The organism is Herpetosiphon gulosus (assembly GCF_039545135.1).
GTDB classification, from domain to species: domain Bacteria; phylum Chloroflexota; class Chloroflexia; order Chloroflexales; family Herpetosiphonaceae; genus Herpetosiphon; species Herpetosiphon gulosus.
In genome coordinates this window covers 324,675-344,680 of sequence record NZ_BAABRU010000002.1, presented here as the reverse complement: position 1 = coordinate 344,680, position 20,006 = coordinate 324,675, and the positions used below count along the sequence as shown (strand labels likewise).

The following is a 20,006-nucleotide window of genomic DNA, read 5'->3' as shown; positions in this document are numbered from 1 at the left end:
GTGAGGATATGCAACCCTATGGCAGATGCAGGTAGCGCTGAAAAACGCAGCGATTCGGAAAGCCCCAAGCCACCGCAAGAAATTGTAAGCGTGACTCATGGGCGGGTAAAAATCAAGGGCAACGATGTGCCTTACACCGTCACCGCCGGAACAATCGTGCTCTATGAAGAGGATTCGGAGTTTAAGCAAGCGCCTAAGGCCAAAGCAACGGTTTTTTATGTGGCCTACACCCGCAGCGATGTTGACGATCAAACCACCCGCCCAATCACCTTTTCGTTCAACGGCGGGCCTGGCTCAGCCTCAGTGTGGATGCATCTTGGCTTGTTGGGGCCAAAACGGGTTTTGATGGCCGATGAAACTGGCAATTTGCCAGCACCACCATTTCGTTTGGTCGAAAACGAATATTCCTTGCTCGATCAAAGTGATTTAGTCTTTATCGACCCGATTAGTACGGGCTATAGTCGCGCGGCAACTGGCGAAAATCCCAATCAATTCCATCAATTTACCAAAGATATTGAATCGATCAGCGATTTTATTCGGCTATACACCACCCGCGCCAAGCGTTGGCTCTCGCCCAAATATATTATCGGCGAAAGCTATGGCACAACTCGCGGCTCAGCCATCACCAACTATCTGCAAAATCGCTACGGCATGTATCTGAACGGGATTATGCTAATCTCCTCGATTCTCGATTTTCAAACTGTCGAGATGGACCCAGGCAACGATATTGCCTATGTGGTGATTTTGCCAACCTACGCCGCGACTGCATGGTATCACAATCAGCTTGATGCCAAATTGCAATTGAGTTTGAGCGATACCTTGGCCGAAGTTGAGGCCTTTGCAATTGGCGAATATGCCACAGCCTTGCTGCAAGGTGATAGTTTGGCCGAGGGCAAGCGTCGCTCGGTGGTGCGCAAATTGGCTCGCTACACCGGTTTGAGCGAACGCTTTATTGATCAAAGTAATCTACGGATCGACTTGATGCGGTTTACCAAGGAATTGCTGCGCGATCAGCAACGCACAGTTGGCCGCTTGGATAGCCGCTTCGTGGGCATCGACCGCGATCCAACTCGCGAAGCCTTTGAGTACGACCCAAGTTATGCGGTGATTCATGGGCCATACAGCGCCACCTTCAACGATTATGTGCGGCGCGAACTCAAATTCGAGAGCGACGAACCCTATGAAATTCTGACCTCGAAGGTACGGCCTTGGAAATACGATAAGCATGAAAATCAATATGTGAGCGTGACTGAGGCTTTGCGCTCGGCCATCTCACAAAATCCCTATCTCAAGGTGTTTGTGGCCAGTGGCTTCTTCGATTTTGCCACGCCGTATTACGCCACTTTGCATACCTTCAATCACCTTGGGCTTGACCAAACCCTGCGCAACAACATCGTAATCAAGCATTACGAGGCTGGGCATATGATGTATACCCATTTGCCGTCGCTGGCTGAGCTAAAAAGCGACCTCGAAGCTTTTATCAGCCAAACCAAAAACGTCTAAAATAGCAAGCCCACGGCAAATCTAAGTGCCGTGGGCTTGTTAAATTAAGCGCTAGCCGTAGCGAACAATTGGCTAATCGCTTGGGCAGTTGCTTGGCCTTGGCGCACACAATCGGGAATCCCCACGCCTCGAAAGCCGCTGCCACACAGCAACAAACCTTCTGGGCACAAGGCCTCAAGCTGATCCATGCGTTGGAAGTGACCAATATCGTATTGGGGATTGGCCTCGTTCCAACGAGCAACCCCGCTCCAAACTGGCTCAGCAGTCAGACCAAAAATCGATTTAAGCTGATCGCGCACCAATTGAGTTAATGCCTGATCATCTAAGCGCAACACTTCGGGATGTTTCGAACCACCCACAAACGCCCGCAGCAGCATATAATCGGCGGGAGCACGCCCAGCAAATTTGCGTGAGTTGATCGTTACTGCATTAATCAGGCGATATTCGCTACGTGGAATAACCAAGCCATAACTATCGAAAGCCATGTTAGTTTCGTTGCGCCGAAATGCCAACGAAACCGTGCCAGTACTAACATAGCGAATAGCTTTTAGGCGTTCGGCCAAGGCATCAGCCCAAGGCGCGACCAATTCAGCGGCTATAAAACTAGGCACGGCCAACACCACTGCATCAACGTCAATCTTCGTACCATCATCGAGGGTTAGTTGATAGGCTGGCGCGTTGGTTGGGTCGTAGCGCAACGCTTGAACCCCACAATTTGTCCGAATCTCAACGTTGAGCTGCGCAACCAGCGTGGTAATTAATTGCTCGATGCCGCCGCGCAAACTGATAAATGGGCTGAGTTGCTGGCCTTTGGGCTTGCCTGCTTTAAGTTTAGCCGCCAGAATTCCGCGAATCACACTGCCATGGCTGCGTTCAGCCTCAATAAAACGTGGAAAGGTTGCTTCGAGACTTTGGCGATCCGATTCGGCATTGTGAATGCCCGCCATCAACGGCTCGGCCAATTTATCCAGCGCTTCGGCTCCAAAACGGCGGCGCACAAAATCTGCCAGCGATTCATCGGTATTACTTTGGCGTGCAGGCAAGACCAAATCAAGCAACATGCGCAATTTGCCTGGCAGCGAAAGAATCGGCGTGCGCAGCAACGGCCAAAATTCGGTTGGCACAACCAAATTAATGCCATCGGGCAGTGGTTCGGGCTTTCCCCGATGCAACACAAACACCTTATGGCGAGCTGGCTGAGTCGAAATTAACTGATCTTCCAAGCCCAACTCACGCGCCAATTGCAAACCCCATGGCTTTTGGCTGATAAAGGCATCTGGCCCTGCTTCGACCAGCAATTCGCCAGCGCCATCGGGCAAAGTAACATGGCTGGTGCGCAATTTGCCACCCAGCCGTTGATCGCGCTCAAAAAGCTGAATATTGGTTAGACCTTGTTGTTGTAAATACCATGCTGTACTAAGGCCAGCGATACCACCGCCAATAATGGCAATGCGTGGCTGATCAGCAACATCCATTGCAAACCTCATCGTAGTGAAAACTAGGCTTAGTTTGCCGGGGTTGGCGAATTCTGTCAATCGGTTATTGAATGGATCTGGTGGAGATTAGGCAACATTAAGCGGTAAGATTCTTCGCCCGCGCAAGCCACTGAGCAGAATACATAGTCCGCCAGCCAGCAACCAAAGCATTTGGCCTCCCGACATTGGCGGCAAGGCTGAACTTTGGCCAATTACTGGCAGGGTTGGTTCGAGCGTCGCTTTTGGCTCAGCCGTTGGTTGATCGGTCGGCACAGCTGTTGGTTCGGGAGCAGCTGTTGGTTCGGCGGTAGCCGTTGCCGTCGCAGTTGCGGTAGCCGTGGCAGTTGCGGTCGCAGCAAGCGCTGGTTGATTTAGGGCAGTGTTGACCACAGTAAAGCTACTATCAACACTGACGGTATTGGCGTTGCTGGCGCTAAATTGAGTGCGGAATGAACATGAACCAGCACTATTGCCAGTCACAATTACTGATAACGAGCGATTTACGCCGCCATTCAAATCGCTTGAATCGCTTGAGCCAGGCTGGGCACTAATACACGAACCACCGTTAAAGCTGAAGTTCAAGCCCGTTGCTCGCGAGCCGCTAGCATTATTACCAAACACAACCGTTACATGTTCTTGCGCCCCAGCGGCCAACGTCATCGAGCCTGCTGGATTAACCACTCCATTGATAATGTGGAACACAAACAGATCCGGCGTTGGAGTTGGTGTGCTCGTTAGTGTTGGCGTTTCGCTTGGTGTTGGCGTTTCACTCGGCGTAGGTGTTTCACTCGGCGTTGCTGTCTCGGTCGGCGTTGCTGTCTCGGTCGGCGTTGCTGTATCAGTTGGCGTATTGCTCGGCGTTGGCGTATTGCTCGGCGTTGGCGTATTCGTGATTGTTGGCGTGTTGCTCGGCGTTGGCGTATTCGTGATTGTTGGTGTATTGGTTGGCGTGCGCGTATTGGTCGCCGTTGGCGTATTGGTTGGCGTATTGCTTGGTGTTGGCGTATTGGTCACCGTCGGCGTGTTACTCGGCGTTGGTGTATAGGTCAAAGTTGGAATTGTCGTTGGCGTATGGGTATTGGTCGCCGTTGGCGTATTGCTTGGCGTTGGCGTGTTCGATGGAGTAGCCGTATTGGTTGGCGTTGGTGTGCGCGTTGGCGTGTTGGTTGGTGTGCGCGTTGGCGTATTGGTGGGTTGCGGAGTTACCGTAGCACAACCATCACACACAATTGTCCAATTCAAGGTTGCTTGAACTGGGGTTTGACCAATTGCCGTCAATATTGCAGTAATCGAACAATTACCAACATTATTGGCTGAAATTGTGGGCGAAAGTGTAAAGCCTTGATGCGCCCCAAGCGTAATTGGTACGCCGCTACTGCTAATACTTGAGCTAATACAGGTTCCAGTTACGCTGATATTAACTTGTGCGCCCGACGCTGGAGCATCGCCAGCATTGCCAAATACCACGAATACCTGCTTGGTATCGTTATTTTCCATCGATGGATTAACTGGATTGACAATTGCATCAACGCGCCAAGCGATATACAGCTCCGGTGCTGGCGTGGCAGTTGGTGTCGCCGTATCGGTTGGCGTTGGCGTATTCGATGGCGTAGCCGTGTTGCTTGGTGTCACCGTATCGGTTGGGGTATTGCTCGGCGTATTCGTCGGTGTCGCCGTATCAGTTGGGGTATTGCTCGGCGTATTCGTCGCCGTATTGGTTGGCGTATTGCTCGGCGTAGTAAAAATTGGAATTGGAGTATTGGTCGCCGTCACAATCACGGGCGTATTGGTTGGCACGTCAGTTGGCGTGTTACTTGGGGTTGCTGGCACGGGCGTGATCGTTGCCACCTCGGTTGGCGTGTTGGTCAGCGTCGCTGGTACAGGAGTGATCGTTGGCACGCGTGTGTTGGTGGGCGTTGAGGTTGGAATTGCGGTATTGGTTGATGTTGCACTTGCTGGCACAACCGTAGTAGCCACCACAACACTGGTTCGGGTTGGTGTACCGGTAAAGGTTGGTTCGAAGGTTGGTCTGGTTGGATTGATTGTTGGATTCAGGGTTGGCGTGCGCGTACCAGCTGTCGAGCTTGGATTAACCCGTGGCGTTGAGCTTGGTTCGGCAGTTAATTCGATAGTTGGCTCTGTCGTTGCCGCCGTTGCGCTGCCGATCGGAATACCCTCATCCTTGGTTGGCGTAGGGGTAGTCGTTGTGGTTGAAGTTGCAATTGCCTGATTAGCTGGCGTAGGTCGGCCAGTTGGCGTGGCGGTTGGCAACAAATCCACAATCCCAATTGGAATTGGCGTTTCGGCTACAACTAAATTTGGGTTAGCAGGCTTGTCGCTAATTTTGCTGCGAATCGCTTCTTGACCAATCGGAAATGGTGCTGTGCCATTCCAAGCCTCATAATTGGCAAATGGTGGCAGCAAGACCTCAGGGCCAGACGCATTAACCGGAGTTGTCCAGCGCACAACCATTAATGATGAGCAGCCCATCACCAACAACACCGCTAAAATCACAATTGAACCGATAGTTAACAACAATCGGTCGCGTGGCTCTTGGGTATTTGGTTGTGGTAAGGCGCTATTGCTCATGCGTTGGTTGCCGTCACATTCACTAAGTTATATTCGCTCGGCGCAAGCTGCATCAGCGGAAATTGCATAATAAAGCTTGAACCAACCCCTTGCTCACTCTCAACCCAAATTTTACCATTATTCCGCTCGACCAATTGCTTGGTAATTGCCAAACCAAGGCCGATACCACGCTCTTTGGAAGTTAGGCCGCTTTGCTCACCGCCACGTTGGAAGCGCTCGAACAAGCGCTCAAAATCTTGGCTGGCAATCCCAGGCCCAGTATCGATCACGGCAATTTGAATTCGCTGCTCAACCGCTTTAGCCTGAACCATCACCGTGCCAGTTTGGGTATAGCGGCGGGCATTTTCCAGCAGTTGGGTCAACATAATTTTGAAGTGGTCGCGATCAACTACAATGTACGGCATGTTCTCAGGCAGGTCAATGATCAATTTGAGCTGCTTTTGCTCAAAGCCCTTTTGCAAAGCTTGGGCAATTGGCGGCAACAACTCGTCCAGCGAATGTTGCTCAATTTGTGGTTCCATATTACCAGCTTCGATACTGGCAATCACAATCACATTTTGCAGCACCTCGACCATGCTTTGGCCTTGCTGGCGAATGGTGTTCATAAACTGAGTTTGTTCGTCGGTCAATGGCCCAACAAAGCCACGCAACAGCAAATCGGCATAGCCACAAATCGAGGTCAATGGCGTGCGCAGTTCGTGCGAGATCGTAGCGATAAAGTCAGTTTTGGCGCGATCCATCGCCCGTTCTTCGGTCACATCGTGGAGCACCAAAACTTCGCCCGATTGCAGGCCTTCACGCTCAACTGGCGCTGCATTCACAGTCAAAATGCGCTGCGAAGTTGTCTCATAGAAGGTTGTGGCTGTGGGCGTAGCAAATAATTCAGCGCCGCCCGACAATGGCGTAAGCTGAAATTCAGCAAAACTTTTGCCGAGCAAATCGGCTTCGCTAGCTCCCAGCATGGCCGTGGCCGTGTGGTTGACCAAAATAACTTTGCCATCAGGATCAAGCACAATCACACCGTCGGCGATACTTTGCAGAATTGCCTGTTTACGGCTAGCTTCATCTTGGACGGTGGTGTAGAGCACTGCATTTTGCATCGCCGTGGCGGTCATGCTGGCGATTGCGCTGAGTGGTTCGCGAATGCTGCTCGCTGGTGGCAAAGCGCGATCATTCTTAACCAACAGGCTGCCAATAACTTGTTGCTGGGTGCGCAACGGCAACACTAATTGCAGATTTGGCGCAAGTGGCCGCAAGGCGCTATCCAAAGCTGGATTTTCGGTAATCGTCACCATTGGCGCAAGCGTTTCCAGGCTGGTCGCAGGAAAGGGCCGCTCGATTTCGCGCACGCTTTCAGTTGTAACATAGTGCCAAACGCCTTGCTCAACTACCAAGGCATCAACTTCAGAATCGGGAATCAGGCGTTGAACCGCAGCGGTGGTTTGGGTCAAAACCCCATCAAGGGTTAGTTCTGTGCCCAGTTGGCGGCTGGTACGATACAAATCGAGCAGACGATCAGTCATATCATTTAACACTGTCGCCAACGTACCAAGCTCATTTTCCTCGGAAACAAAACTGCGGCCTTCTAAATCGCCGCTCTTAATCCGCAAGGCGGTACTGACCAACTCGCTAAGGGGAACAGTAATGCTACGAGTTACCCGCACGCTAATCCAAATAATTGAAATCAGCGAAAGCACGCCGAATAAGAAGATCAGCACCCGCGCTTGTTGCCAGGCCCGATCAATATTGCTACGCGGCAAACCAACCGCAAAATAGCCATTGAGTGCCCGCCGAATCCGCATTGGGCTATACATCACTTGATAGCTGGTATCGCCGCGTTGAATCGTGGTAAACAAGGTTCCACGCGTTTCGGGGTCGGGGTTGGTTTGGCTGGCCTTAATTTGCTCAATCTGGTTGGCATCAATCACTAGCTCATCAGCTTCTTGCGGTGGGTTGCTGGTGAGCACACTGCCATCGCTATTGAGGATGGCGGTGATGGTTGCACCGTTACGTGGTGGTAATTCCTCGTTGACAATTCGTTCTAACGGCTCGGCATAAATAATTGCCCCAACCACTTTTTCACTGCTGCCGACCGTTAATTTAACCGGAGCAACCACAAAAAACATGGTGTAAGGCGGATTCGCGCCGATGCGCAAGAGGCTGGCATATTTATCGCCATAATCATCAACTTGGCCACGCAGTACCGCTTGAATCAAGGAATCTTTGGCTAACTCGGTGCTACCAACCAACGAAGGGCTACGGCTGAGCACGGTTGAACTAGCAGCATCGACCAGCACTTGACCATCAGCATTCAGCGCAATCAAGCGTGAGGGCTTGAAATAATTGAAGGCATTGTTGATGATCTGCTCGACCTGATCAACATCATTGTTGCTAAATGCCTCGGCGGTGCTTAGCAAGGCTTCTTTTTCGTTGGCAGGCGAAGTGACGATCAAACGTAAATTATCGAGGATTTGGGCTTCGATGGTTTCCAAGCCCACGCCAGTATTGGTAGCGCTGGTGCGCAGTGATTGATTGAGTTGGTTTTGCAAGCTCTGAGCATACAGCCAAAAAATAATCACAATCAATAAGCCCGACAAAAATGCTAGCAAGAGCAAATACGGCAGGGTGATTTTATACCGAATGCGACTTTTTAGCCGTCGCCGCAGGTTGACAAACATAGAAGGCTATTTCACTGCTGGCTCATACGGAATGGTAAACGAGAATGTACTACCTTCGCCCTCAACGCTTTCAACCCAAATCCGCCCGCCATGGGCTTCTGATGCAAGTTTGGCAAAGGCCAGGCCCAAGCCCGTGCCCTTTTTCTGGCCAGCGACCTGCACAAATTTATCGAAAATCTTGGCGCGGTAGCTTTCGGGAATGCCGGGCCCGGCATCAATCACACTCCAGCAGATCGTCTGCTTTTCATTATCAGTTAATTGGCGCACGCGGATTGTAACACTTCCGCCAACTGGCGTAAATTTAATCGCGTTATCTAGCAGATTTTGCAAGATCCGCACAATTTTATCTTGGTCAGCATCGATAATTGGCAAATTCAGGGCCATATCCAGATTGATACTGATATCAACACTGCGAGCCGAGTTAATCAAACGCTCCGAAGCACGATCAACAATTTCGTAGGCTGAGCATGGCGCACGATTCAGCACCAATTCGCCAGCTTCCATCTTGCTAATATCCAGCAAGGTATTGATCATGCCAACCATTTCTTGGCTGCTATTATTGGCAATATCCAGCAATTCGCGTTGTTGGTCGTTGATTGGGCCAGCAAAACCGCGTCGCACCATGGTCATGCCATTGATGATCGCTGTGAGTGGCGCACGCAAATCATGCACCAACATACCCATATAATCTTCGCGAATTTGGGCTAGCTGATATTCCTCGGTAATATCGTGAAACACAATCAGCGTGCCAATCACATTGCCAAAATTATTGCGCACTGGTAGCGGCTCTTGGCGCACATAGCGGGTACGAGGCCGCAGCACCTCAATTTCGCAAGTTTCGCTATTGGGCAACTCATTGACCACCCGCGATTGTTCTTTGATACGGGCCAGAATATCGCTGCCAGCTTCGCCGATGATATTGCGCCATTCCCAGCCGAACAATTCGCCCAGCATTGGATTCGCAGTCAACACCACATCATCAGGGTCGATCATCAAAATACCGTCGGTGGTGGAGTTGAGCAAGGCTTGTAGGCGATTGCGGTTCTGCGAAACCTCGTGAAACAGATTAGCGTTATCGATCGCTACGCCCACCGTGTTGGCCATGGCTTGTAGGCGTTGGGTGTCTTCAGTGTTAAATACGCCTTCGAGCTTATTCAACAACTGAATCACGCCAATTTCACGATTTTTCACCAACATGGGCACACACAAGACTGAGCGCGTCACAAACCCAACATCCTCGCTGACCCGCCGATAGAAGCGTGGGTCGTTTTGGGCATCAAGCACGACGACAGGCTGGCGGGTGGTAATTGCCGCCCCAACCAAACCTTGGCCTGGCGGAACTCGCACGCCCGCTAATTTTTCCTCGCCCGCCTCAAGCGTCATCACAAAGACCAATTCGTTGGTCACAGGATCGAGCAGCAGCAGCGAACCAGCCTCAACCTGAAAATATTCGTTGATCTTCTTGACCACCAAGCGATAGACTTGGCGCGGATCAAGCGATGAAGTGATTGTAGCGGCAATATCGTTGAGCGTATTAATTTCTTGATTACGTTTGGCAGTATATTCTTTAAGCTGAAAAGCTGAGATAGCCAAGGCCAAATTATGTGCTACCAACCGGGCAGCTTCAATTGCTTCAGCCGCCCAGCGACCCTTTTTGGGCAAGAGCAAGGCCAAAAAGCCCACAACTTGTTGGCTAGCCAATAACGGCAGCGTCAACAATTGGGCTGGGGCACTCTCTTCGTTGCTTGGCAAAACCGCAGTTTTTTGTTCGATGGTTTGAGCAATCGCTTGATCAAGCAATTTTTGGCTGGCTTTGCTGGGGTTGCCATAGAGATATGGAATGGACGAACCGCTGTGGTGTTCGTTAGCGAGCAGCCCCAACTTAACGACTTCGACCCCAAAACCAGTAGCACATAACTCGGCCACTGTAGCTAGCAAAAAACCAAGATTTGCTGCGTTGTTGATTGCCTCGGCAATTGCCAACAACTGAAAACCGCTGATTGGACGTGCGTGATTTTGGGTAGTTGCAACGTCAGCCATATGTATTGTGCTCAAATCGTAGATTTCAGGCTTCTCTGAGGAAAATTATACTGTAGAGCATGCCCCAAACGCAAGGAGTTTTAACCATAAATGTAGCTCCACGCTAGCACTACAACTAGCGTGGAGCCAAGCGATTTAGGCGCTAATTACCACAAAATCAAGGGTAAATTGTTTTCAATACTATGTTGGGCAGCAGTTCGCAGCTCATGCAACGCTTGGTGAGCAGCTTGACCTTCGGCTCCACGCAAATTGCGCACATGGGCTTCAAGTTCGCTCAACTCGCGCGACAAAGCAACCGATGAGCCAAATGAGACCACATCTTCGCTGCCTTCTTCCCATTCTTCTTCGTCAGTTTCTTCGCCTTCGTAGCTCAACCAAATTGGCTCAGCGAAATCGACTGGCAAATAGTAGCCACCTTCGCCTTGATGGTTAATCAAGTGAGGATATTTGGTTTGGCTTTCACCTTCCCAAATATTGGCCAAGACTGGGTCAACTTCATCATCTTCGAGGTTCGCTGGCAAGTTATCCAAATCGCTGCCTTTTTCAGAGTGAGCAGCTAGGCGGCGCAAATTATAGAGATCGGCAAATGTCGCAATGCCGCCGTTGTAAACTTCTGCTCCAGGCATTGAAAGCAGATCAACCTCAACGCCTTCTTCGCGCAGCAGGTCTTGAACATCTTCAACCCAAGCTTTTTCCTCTTCAAACATTGCTCGATCATCTTCTGGGCTGACGGTGATCATCGAGCCTACTACTAAATCTAGCTCATGAGTTGGCATGCCATCGGACATGAGAGAATCTCCTTGTATGTGCAAACACGCCCCTAAGTGTAACTTAGGAGCGTGTCCATTATACCATGCTCGTTGTCGGATTATGCCCGAACAACCAATGTATCAGCAACTTTATCGTGCAAGGCTTGCTTTTGTGAGTCCCATAGCGGCCAGAGATAGTCTAAGAGGAGGCCAATACTAGCGGCAAAATTGATTAGGCTCAAAAAGCCTAATGTTGAAAGGCTATCACCAAAGGTAAGCATAGCCATAAATAGCTGGATAATCGCGACCCCAAAGGTGATGGCCATGCGTTTGGCAGCAACCACAAAATCCATGGCTTGGTTATTGCGGCGAATCACCCGAATATTCAACACTTTTTTGCCAATAGTTTGGCCCGTGGTTCCATGAAAGTAGATGAAATAAGCATAGTTGATGATCATGGTAATCAGGCTACCAATAATCAACATCCCAATGCTGCTAGCAGACCGAGAGCCAGTCATATTAAAGCTTGCCGCAAATCCAGCCCCGGTAAAGACCCCAATTAAGCCTGAGGGAATCAACAAAATCAATCCATCCAAAAGATATGCCCCTAAACGAGCACCCCAACTGGCATACATTCCGGCAGCACTAGGCACTGCATAGCCACCTTGGACAAATGGCTGTTGGCCGTAAGGTTGCTGACCATAAGGTTGTTGGCCATAGGGTTGTTGTGGCGGCTGTTGACCATAAGGCTGTTGTGGTTGTTGGCCATAGGGTTGCTGTGGCGGCTGTTGACCGTATGGTTGTTGTGGTTGTTGGCCGTAAGGATTGTTAGGGTCTTGTGGTTGGTATGGATTACTCATAAGGGCGTTCCTTTCAACACAATCAACGACTACTTACTTCAACTACATCTTCTCTAACGCCGACGGCGTTCACGTTGATCGTCACCATCGCTGACAACAGCGGTCAATACAATACTAATCAACGAAATAACAATCGATCCAAGCAATGCTGTACCAAAATCTTCAACGTAAAATTGTAAGCCCAAATCTTGTGAGATTGCCGATGTTAGCATCAGCATCGCCGCATTGATTACAAAGATAAACAAACCGAGCGTCAAAAATACGAGCGGACATGATAAAAGTTTCAGAATTGGTCGCACTAGCGCATTAATCAAGCCAAAAATCAAACTGACTGCCAACAAGGTTTTAATATCAATCCCAAATAGCTGATTAGCTGAGCTATCTCCTACACTGATGCCAGGCACAAAATAGACGGTCACGGCTATTGCAACTGCATTAATTAGCCAACGAACAATCAGACTCATTCAACGAACCTTCCTATGCCAAACCAAATTTCCAGCTAGTTCGATTATCGCATGTCGCCTACGCCATATCAAGGGTTTGCCAACGGATTACTAAGCACAATCGTATTGGCGTAGGTTTGATAGGGCGCTGGTTGTAACCGTACACTCGCAGTTAGTTCAAGTTGCGGCTGGCGCGGATCGTTGCTGTTGAGTTGCACAACACTGACTGCTGGCTGTTGCAACCAACTAATTGCCCCAAAACCATTGAGCTGGACCAGTAATGTTGCTTGTTGCTGCGGCGCAATTGTCAGACTACTTGGCGTAGCACTTAGCCACTGTTGGCTGCTTGGTTGATTGAGTAATTGCCAATTGTGGGCCGCCAAATATTCATGGCTTTGATGGCAACCCAAGGCTTGCCCAACACTACTATTGGTATGTGTGCCAACTCCCCAGCGACCTGGCAAATAGCCCATCATGCCATAACGATATTCAACCCGCCCGCTACGCTCGATAATTAATTGGAAGGTATAGGTCGGTGCGGCAGTTGGAAGATTTTCATCTTGCCAGAGTGGTACCTGCTCATAACTCGCTACAAAGGTATCAGCATTGACGCTACCAGCACGGATAATGCCACCCTCTGAAGGATCAAGATCAGTCCAGAAGGGTGCAAGTGTAGCATTAGGCAGGTTGTTGGCCGGAAAACAGTTAGAACTTGGGGCAGCACTCCGCACAGCATTCAATGAAACCCAACCATTCGAGCTCAGATAAACCTTATTTGCCAATGTGCCAAACAACGGCGCACTAAAGCCCAAATCCAAGGCATCAGTATAAATTTGGTCATCATCGAGCTTTAATTCGGCCAAGCCAGTTGTATCGTATAGCGCGGCACTTGGTGCTGGGGTAATTTGCCATTCACGCTTGGGCACATTCGGCGAAACCACGAGCGGTTGCGTGCCAGCATTGGTCAACGTTACCGGAAACGTGTGTTGTTCAGCAAAAGCCAAACTGGCACTGATTGGCGGAATTTCAACCAGCATATGCGGAATATCGGGTGTTAATGTCAGCACATTGGTCTGCTGGATAACTAAATCAACCGTCGTTGTTTGGGGATGATAGCCCGTGGCCTGAGCTGCAAGTTGATGGGTATCGGTTGTCAGGGTCATGGTGTAATGGCCCGTTGGATCGGTGTAACTAGAAGGCCCACCCCCAATGCTGACCCGCCCATACACCCCACGCCCATGCCAACGATCGATTAATTGGCCGGTAAATTGGCTGGTGTTAGCGGCAGCCTCTACGATCAGTTCTAATTCGATCGTGCTTGTGCCTGTGCTAGCTACCACCAATACATTCGCCCGATAGCTCCCCGCTGCGCTGACTTGGCGTGTATCCAACGTAATTGGAATCGTCACGAGGCTATTAGCGGGAACAACGATCTGCTCGGGCAAGATCAGCCAAGCCACATCAACCCGCGCATTACGCACCGCTGCATAGGCATCAGCACTGCCCCAACCATAAACATTATTGGGCCGCGCGGTTGGGGTATCACCACATTGAGCCGAATAACGCGCTTCAGTGGTGTTGGTTAATAACGCTTGCGTGGCAGCTAAATCACCAACATACTGTGGGTTAGCCGACCAAATCAGTGCAGCAATCCCGCTCACATGGGGAGCTGCCATCGATGTACCATCGAGCAATGCCGTCGAGCCATTGGGCCATGCTGAAGGAACCCGCACACCAGGCGCACTCAAATCGGGGTTGGTACGGCCATCGCTGGTTGGCCCACGCGAAGAGAAATCGGCGATCAGATTGTTACTATCAACTGCGCCTACACTAAATACATTGGCATTATTGCCTGGCGCGGTGCTGGTATAGCAACCAGAACGCCCGAAATTACCCGCCGCAAAGACACTCAAAATGCCTGCTGCATCCCACGCAGTGATATAACCGCTGTACCAGGTGTTTTCGCCTGGGCCGCCCCACGAATTATTAATGATATGTGGACGCAAATCGGGCCGAGGATCACAGGGAATTTGCTGATTGCGTTCGCAGCCAATGCGGGTTGGGGCAAGCATCCATTGGGCGCTTCTGATCAAACTTAATTCATCGCAGGTCAACGCGCCACACGCACGGGCAGCAATCCAACGGGCGGCTGGGGCAACGCCCAACGCCATGCCTTGTTGATCATTGGCTCCCACCAAACTGCCCATAGTGTGGGTGCCATGGCCAGCAGGATCGGTTGGCAAGCGATATTGATAGATAGGATCAAACCAATTGTAATCGTTGCTCAAGCCATTGGCCGACCAACCACGATAATTATTGAGCAAGGCCGTATGGCTGACGGTAACCCCTGTATCGATATTGGCAACCACAATCCCCTGTCCACGCACGCCCCAATCGGCCCAAACTTGGGGCGCATCGACTGCTGCCACGCCCCACGCTACATTCGCAGGCTCAGTCACTGGGGTAGCCGTTAAACTTGGGTTGTTAAACACTTGGTTAGCGCTAATACTGGCAACCGCTGGATGTTGAGCCAAAGCCAAGGCCAACTGCTGATCGCCCTCAACAATCAAACTATTAACAATCCACAACGATTGTGGATTATGGCCTTGCGCTCTTAGATCACTGATTAATGATGTTTGCGTGCGTTGGGCATGTTGAGTCAGAGTTTTGTAGACGTAATCGCCACGTTCAGCCCAAGCATCAAATGTACTGGCCAAGCTCAAATCGGCTTGCTCAGCCAAAAAGACCAGCATTGTTTGCGGCTGGCTCGGAGCATCATGCCAATAGTTTTGTAAATTTGGGTCAATTTTTTGAGGAAAGCTTGGCACAGCCACCCGCAACAGCGGATCAGGCTGGCGTTTGGCTTGGGTTGCCGGCCACGCTTCGTACAGCTGAAGCGTGCGTTGGGGCAAGCCACGATTATCGAAGCTTAGCCCACGATTGGTTACGCTAGCAATTGGAACGACAAATTGAATTGGTAGGGTTGTTCGGGCACTAACCGAGGGTAACAGCCAAAAAATGAGCAGGCTGATCGTAAAAACACGCCACATAGCACCACCTCACAGCTACAGCATAGCCATGATTAAACCATGGATACGGAGGCAGGGCTATATTCCAATTGGCCTATTTTGTGGGCGACAGCCACACCCAAAGCGAGTGTGGCTGCGAAATTAGAGGTTACCAGCTAAAACGGTTGTACCAGGGGCGGTTTGCAAGCCACCAGCCACCTCAATCGTCACCATCACCTGTTGAAAATCGTTAACTTGACTATCGGCAGTGATGACTAATTGAGCATGACCAGCAGCATTCACCGAAAACTGATCGCTGGGAATTGGCTCTTGGCCAGCTCGGGCTAGCCAAAATTGATAAACTTGGCCTTCAGGCAATGGTGCTAGGCCATCGACGACTAAAACTGCCGTCTGATTACCTGGCTGCATATACATTGTGCCAACCGCTTTGGGTGATTGCTCAGTGCCCGCCAATTGACGCGAGGTTGTAGTTTGAGCCACCACAAACGCCACGGCTCGCTCGGCTTGGGCAATCTGCTCATCGGCTTGCACGCGGCGAAGCCGTTCGCTGGCAACTTCGCGTTCAAGCCCAGCCACATTGCTACGCAATTGAGTATTTTCGCTGCGCAAGCCAATATTCCAGCCGCCAAGCGCAATCAACAACGCCAAGGCTGCCGTCCATGCTAAGGAAAGCCGTCGCGTTGCTGGGCGATTTAATCCACTTACTTGCTTGCTGGCGCTGGCCCGAGCCAATAACTGTTGCTTCACAATTGGCGTTGGTTGTACTCGTGGCGCAGCCAAAGCCAATTGATGCACAGTGCGTTGTAACTGCTGAATTTTTGTCCGCAGCAGTGGATTATTGGCAATTTGAATTTCGACCGATTGTTGCTCATCGACACTCAAAATGCCAAGCGTATAACCAATTAAGAGTTCTTCTAATTGTGTATCCATCATTCGTTCCACTGTTGTGTACCCAAAAGATCACGTAGTTTCAAGAGGCCAAGCCGCACGCGAGTTTTGATCGTGCCCAAGGGATTGCCTAATTTATCGGCAATTTCACGTTGAGTCAGCCCACTAAAATAGGCCAACTCCAAAGCTTCGCGTTGTTCGGCAGAGAGCGCCTGCATCGCCGAGCGCACAACTGAACGTTGTTCGCCCAACCACACCACTTCTTCCACATTGGCTTCGTCGGCAATCGCCTCAAGCAATGGTCTTTCAGGGTCTTCATAGGCAGCTTGAGGGCGGGCTGCACGACGGCGCAGTTCATCGATGCTCAAGTTGCGAGCAATGCCAAAAAGCCAAGGGGCAAAATTGCCACGGCTATTATCAAACGTGCTCGCCCGTTGCCAAACCCGCCAAAAAGCTTCTTGGGTAATTTCTTCGGCGATCTCACGTTGACGCACGATTTTGAGGGCAACCCCCATCACCGTAGCGGCATACCGATCGTAAAGCTGCGATAGTGCCTGCTCATCGCCTTGGGCAATACGGCGAATTAACACATTATCACCCAGTGGATCACCAGGCAGCGGGCGTTGATTATCGTTAAATGGTACTACGTCCGAAGCATCCGAACGGATGGTTGAAGCAGCCCACCATAATTGAACCCCTTGAACAATCTGGGTTAATAATGGAGGGCTTGAGGTAGCTTTAACATCGCTGAAGCGAATTTTTGGTCGTACAAACACCATCAGTACCTCAACTTTGGGTGATGAGTACGCGCAGGATTAACTACGAAAATCTGGAATTGGTACTCAGCAACATTTGGTTTCATGATGAATCATTGTATCATACTGATTAGGCATTGCATGGGGCGCTTTGGCCGCTCCCCTTGTGGCTTGAAACTCAGTGTTATAATTCCCAAACAATACGCATATCTGTGGAGTACCCAATGGCCGCGAATGAACCTGGTCAGGTGACAAGCCCCGAAGATTCATATCAGCGTTTGCGAACCGAGTATGAACGGTTGCAGCTACTCTATAGCCTCGCTCAACAGTTTGCGACGATGTTAAGTTTACCCAATGTTTTACAGCATGTGCTTTCGGCTACAACCCGCTTTACCAATGCTGTCCGTGGCAGTATTTTTCTCTATGGCGAGTACGATGAAGTCCAAATGCATTTGCTCTCCGAGCGGTTTCAACAAGCCCGCTTGACTCCTTTTACTAATCGTATTTTGCGCGAAGGGCTGGCAAGTTGGGTGCTCAAGCATCGCCAAAGTGCCTTAATTGCCGATACCAATCTCGACGAACGTTGGATCGATTATCCCAGCGATACCTTGGATGTGCGCTCAGTGCTGTGTGTGCCGCTCTTGCGCGGGCGACGTGTGCGCGGCGTGCTGACTTTGGTGCATCCTGAAATTGGTTTTTTTACTATGGATGATGAGGCGCTGCTGAATGTGATTGCCCAACATGCAGCCATGGCAATTGAAAATGCCCAACTGATTGCTGATATTAATGATGAGCGGCGCAAATTCGAGGGAGCCTTCACCGCTATGGAAGAAGGCTTGATTTTGGTCGATGGCGATGGTCGGATTCACTTTGTCAATCCCCAAGCCTTGGCCTTTTTCGCGGTCACCCCACCAGTCCCCGAACACCTGAACGAGCTTTCACAGCAAGTTTTGGGCTTATTCAAAGAGGCTCAACAAACTGGCGATAGTGTGCGAGCCGAGATTGTGCTTGAGCAGAATCCCACCACCGATCTGGCCATCCACATTGCCTACATCCCCATTTTCAGCGAACAAGAAGATTGGTGGACGATTGTACTCCACGATATTACGCGGCTGAAAGAGTATGATCGGCTGAAAACCCAGTTTGTCGCCAATGCTTCGCATGAATTGCGCACGCCGTTGGCCAATATTAAGTTGTATGCCCGTTTGGCTCAGCAAGTCAAAGCTAAAACCAAGTTACCTCAATATCTCGAAACTATTGCAAGCGAAGCAGGCCGCTTAGAAGCAATCGTTGAAGATTTGTTGACCCTGACCCGCTTGGATAGTGGCTTGATGCATAGTAACCCTGAGTGGGTCGATATTATTGAATTGTTGCGCAACTTAGCCCAAACCTATCGCCCACTGGCCGAAGCGCGGGAACAACGCTTGATTTTTCAAGAATGTACCAGCAATTTGCCCAAGCTTTGGTTAGCCCCCGATCAATTTATGCGGGTGGTCGTGAACTTGCTAAGCAATGCCCTAAAATTCACACCCACTGGCGGCACAGTCACACTATCGGTTGATCGGCAAACCCAAGCGGGTCAGGCTGGCACGCTTATCACTGTAGCCGACACTGGGCCAGGCATCGCACTTGAACATCAGCAACGCTTATTTGAACGTTTTTATCGCGGTAGTAACCCAACCGAGAGTGGTAGCGGTTTAGGTTTAGCCATTGTGCGTGAGTTGTTGGCCTTGATGGGAGGCACAATTTCGGTAGCCAGCACCGTTGGTCAAGGTTCGCAATTCACCTGTTGGTTGCCCTTAGAACAACACACTCACACCGCATGATTACTCAATTAATCGTAATTTTGTTCGTAAACTCTCACCCCTAGAGTGGATATGCATTGTCCATTTTTTGACCGTTTTCGCATCTGTTCTGAAGAAGGAGTACCCCATGCGGATCCTGATTGTTGATGATCATCCGGTGTTTCGGGAGGGGGTACGTGCCCTACTCGAAACCCACGATGAGATGGAAGTTGTTGGCGTGCTTGGGCATGGGCGCGACGCTGCTGTAGTTGCCAAAGATCAATTTGTTGATGTGGCCCTGCTCGATGTGAGCTTGCCCGATATGCCTGGCTATGAAGTTTGTCGCTCAATTGTGGAAGCGTCGCCACGCACGCGCGTGTTGATGCTGACCGCCAACGATACCAACGATGTGATTCGCCAATCGCTGGCCGCTGGGGCTGCTGGCTATGTGCTCAAAACTGAAGATCCCTCTCGCTTGATCAGCCACATCAGCGCGGTTGCTCAAGGCGAAACGGTTTTGGCTGGCCCGATTGCTCAAAAAGTTGTGCGCCAACTGTTGGAAGGCCCACAGCCAACCGTCTCGACCAAAACCAACGATGCCTTAAATGCTTTGACCGAGCGCGAACGCCAAGTCTTTTTCTTGGCAGCCGAAGGGCGGCGCAACAGCGATATTGCCCAACAATTAATTCTGAGCGAAGAAACGATTAAAACTCACTTGCGCAATATTTATAGCAAATTAGGTTTAGGCAATAAAGCTGAATTACGCTTGTTCGCGGTACAAGCTCGCCTTGCACCACCCCAAATCTAAGCTAAAATTCCCACAATCGAGGGATAAAACAGGGCTTGGACGTGGAGATCAGTTCATGCTAAGATGAAAATCATTGCAATTGACCCTTGTGGTTTGAGTACACACTTATGAATGAGCACGCTCCACAACGATTTGTCCGTGATCCGGCGATTGTTACCCGTAGCATTGGGAGTGAAACGGTGTTGGTTCCTGTGCGACCAAACACCGCTGCCCTCAATGCTATTTTTGCGCTTAACGAGACTGCCGCGCTGGTTTGGCAAGCTTTGGCAACACCCCAAAGTCTGGCCGAATTGATCGACCTCGTGTGTGCTGAATACGATGTTGAGCCTCGGGCCGCCCAAGCTGATCTGATTCCGCTGTTGGAATCGATGCTTGAGGCCGCCGTTATTCAGGAGGTTGCCTAAG

At 50.5% G+C, this 20,006-nt stretch carries 14 protein-coding genes; 4 read left to right on the top strand and 10 right to left on the bottom strand.

The genetic code is table 11. From position 1 onward, the window contains the following. The first annotated feature begins 18 nt into the window (after positions 1-18). Entirely contained in the window at positions 19-1,503 is a 1,485-nt protein-coding gene (locus ABEB26_RS03530; RefSeq protein WP_345720563.1) for a S10 family peptidase, read from the top strand. Positions 1,504-1,547: 44 nt separating this feature from the next. Here ABEB26_RS03530 and hemG read toward each other — a convergent pair whose 3' ends face one another. The 10 genes from hemG to ABEB26_RS03480 all read right to left on the bottom strand — a co-directional run bounded on the left by hemG (position 1,548) and on the right by ABEB26_RS03480 (position 17,033). Further along, positions 1,548-2,978, bottom strand: coding sequence for a protoporphyrinogen oxidase (gene hemG, locus ABEB26_RS03525; protein ID WP_345720562.1), 1,431 nt, complete (start codon positions 2,976-2,978; stop codon positions 1,548-1,550). Between the two features lie 87 nt (positions 2,979-3,065). Next, positions 3,066-5,567 (bottom strand): hypothetical protein, encoded by a 2,502-nt coding sequence (locus ABEB26_RS03520; RefSeq protein ID WP_345720561.1) that lies wholly within the window; start codon positions 5,565-5,567, stop codon positions 3,066-3,068. Further along, positions 5,564-8,245, bottom strand: coding sequence for an ATP-binding protein (locus ABEB26_RS03515; RefSeq protein WP_345720560.1), 2,682 nt, complete (start codon positions 8,243-8,245; stop codon positions 5,564-5,566). Before ABEB26_RS03515 ends, ABEB26_RS03520 begins: the two co-directional genes overlap by 4 nt. Before the next feature lie 6 nt (positions 8,246-8,251). Further along, a complete protein-coding gene (locus ABEB26_RS03510; RefSeq protein ID WP_345720559.1) occupies positions 8,252-10,285 on the bottom strand; it encodes a sensor histidine kinase in 2,034 nt (677 codons plus the stop codon). A 146-nt stretch (positions 10,286-10,431) separates the two neighbouring features. Continuing rightward, positions 10,432-11,073: a hypothetical protein gene (locus ABEB26_RS03505; protein WP_345720558.1), complete on the bottom strand. Its 642-nt coding sequence runs from the start codon at positions 11,071-11,073 to the stop codon at positions 10,432-10,434. An 80-nt stretch (positions 11,074-11,153) separates the two neighbouring features. Further along, positions 11,154-11,894, bottom strand: a complete 741-nt coding sequence (locus tag ABEB26_RS03500) for an RDD family protein (protein ID WP_345720556.1) — start codon at positions 11,892-11,894, stop codon at positions 11,154-11,156. Positions 11,895-11,947: 53 nt separating this feature from the next. Continuing rightward, the gene (locus ABEB26_RS03495; RefSeq protein WP_345720555.1) at positions 11,948-12,358 is read right to left on the bottom strand and encodes a phage holin family protein; all 411 of its coding nucleotides are present in this window, start codon (positions 12,356-12,358) and stop codon (positions 11,948-11,950) included. 68 nt (positions 12,359-12,426) lie between these two features. After that, positions 12,427-15,387, bottom strand: a complete 2,961-nt coding sequence (locus ABEB26_RS03490) for a S8 family serine peptidase (protein WP_345720554.1) — start codon at positions 15,385-15,387, stop codon at positions 12,427-12,429. Between the two features lie 120 nt (positions 15,388-15,507). Next, the gene (locus ABEB26_RS03485) at positions 15,508-16,299 is read right to left on the bottom strand and encodes an anti-sigma factor domain-containing protein (protein ID WP_345720553.1); all 792 of its coding nucleotides are present in this window, start codon (positions 16,297-16,299) and stop codon (positions 15,508-15,510) included. Then, positions 16,296-17,033 carry an RNA polymerase sigma factor gene (locus tag ABEB26_RS03480; protein WP_345720552.1) on the bottom strand — a complete coding sequence of 246 codons (738 nt, stop codon included), beginning with the start codon at positions 17,031-17,033 and terminating at the stop codon, positions 16,296-16,298. Before ABEB26_RS03480 ends, ABEB26_RS03485 begins: the two co-directional genes overlap by 4 nt. A gap of 200 nt (positions 17,034-17,233) precedes the next feature. Between ABEB26_RS03480 and ABEB26_RS03475 the strand changes: the two genes are divergently transcribed. The 3 genes from ABEB26_RS03475 to ABEB26_RS03465 all read left to right on the top strand — a co-directional run bounded on the left by ABEB26_RS03475 (position 17,234) and on the right by ABEB26_RS03465 (position 20,005). Further along, a complete protein-coding gene (locus ABEB26_RS03475; RefSeq protein WP_345720551.1) occupies positions 17,234-18,835 on the top strand; it encodes an ATP-binding protein in 1,602 nt (533 codons plus the stop codon). Between the two features lie 106 nt (positions 18,836-18,941). After that, entirely contained in the window at positions 18,942-19,601 is a 660-nt protein-coding gene (locus tag ABEB26_RS03470) for a response regulator (RefSeq protein ID WP_012192170.1), read from the top strand. A 107-nt stretch (positions 19,602-19,708) separates the two neighbouring features. Then, the gene (locus tag ABEB26_RS03465; RefSeq protein ID WP_012192169.1) at positions 19,709-20,005 is read left to right on the top strand and encodes a PqqD family protein; all 297 of its coding nucleotides are present in this window, start codon (positions 19,709-19,711) and stop codon (positions 20,003-20,005) included. Position 20,006: the final 1 nt, after the last annotated feature.

Bases quoted from the DNA above. Each gene is read 5' to 3' on its own strand.
- ABEB26_RS03530 (WP_345720563.1), top strand. From the start codon at position 19: ATGGCAGATGCAGGTAGCGCTGAAAAACGCAGCGATTCGGAAAGCCCC.
- hemG (WP_345720562.1), bottom strand. From the start codon at position 2,978: ATGGATGTTGCTGATCAGCCACGCATTGCCATTATTGGCGGTGGTATC.
- ABEB26_RS03520 (WP_345720561.1), bottom strand. From the start codon at position 5,567: ATGAGCAATAGCGCCTTACCACAACCAAATACCCAAGAGCCACGCGAC.
- ABEB26_RS03515 (WP_345720560.1), bottom strand. From the start codon at position 8,245: ATGTTTGTCAACCTGCGGCGACGGCTAAAAAGTCGCATTCGGTATAAA.
- ABEB26_RS03510 (WP_345720559.1), bottom strand. From the start codon at position 10,285: ATGGCTGACGTTGCAACTACCCAAAATCACGCACGTCCAATCAGCGGT.
- ABEB26_RS03505 (WP_345720558.1), bottom strand. From the start codon at position 11,073: ATGTCCGATGGCATGCCAACTCATGAGCTAGATTTAGTAGTAGGCTCG.
- ABEB26_RS03500 (WP_345720556.1), bottom strand. From the start codon at position 11,894: ATGAGTAATCCATACCAACCACAAGACCCTAACAATCCTTACGGCCAA.
- ABEB26_RS03495 (WP_345720555.1), bottom strand. From the start codon at position 12,358: ATGAGTCTGATTGTTCGTTGGCTAATTAATGCAGTTGCAATAGCCGTG.
- ABEB26_RS03490 (WP_345720554.1), bottom strand. From the start codon at position 15,387: ATGTGGCGTGTTTTTACGATCAGCCTGCTCATTTTTTGGCTGTTACCC.
- ABEB26_RS03485 (WP_345720553.1), bottom strand. From the start codon at position 16,299: ATGATGGATACACAATTAGAAGAACTCTTAATTGGTTATACGCTTGGC.
- ABEB26_RS03480 (WP_345720552.1), bottom strand. From the start codon at position 17,033: ATGGTGTTTGTACGACCAAAAATTCGCTTCAGCGATGTTAAAGCTACC.
- ABEB26_RS03475 (WP_345720551.1), top strand. From the start codon at position 17,234: ATGGCCGCGAATGAACCTGGTCAGGTGACAAGCCCCGAAGATTCATAT.
- ABEB26_RS03470 (WP_012192170.1), top strand. From the start codon at position 18,942: ATGCGGATCCTGATTGTTGATGATCATCCGGTGTTTCGGGAGGGGGTA.
- ABEB26_RS03465 (WP_012192169.1), top strand. From the start codon at position 19,709: ATGAATGAGCACGCTCCACAACGATTTGTCCGTGATCCGGCGATTGTT.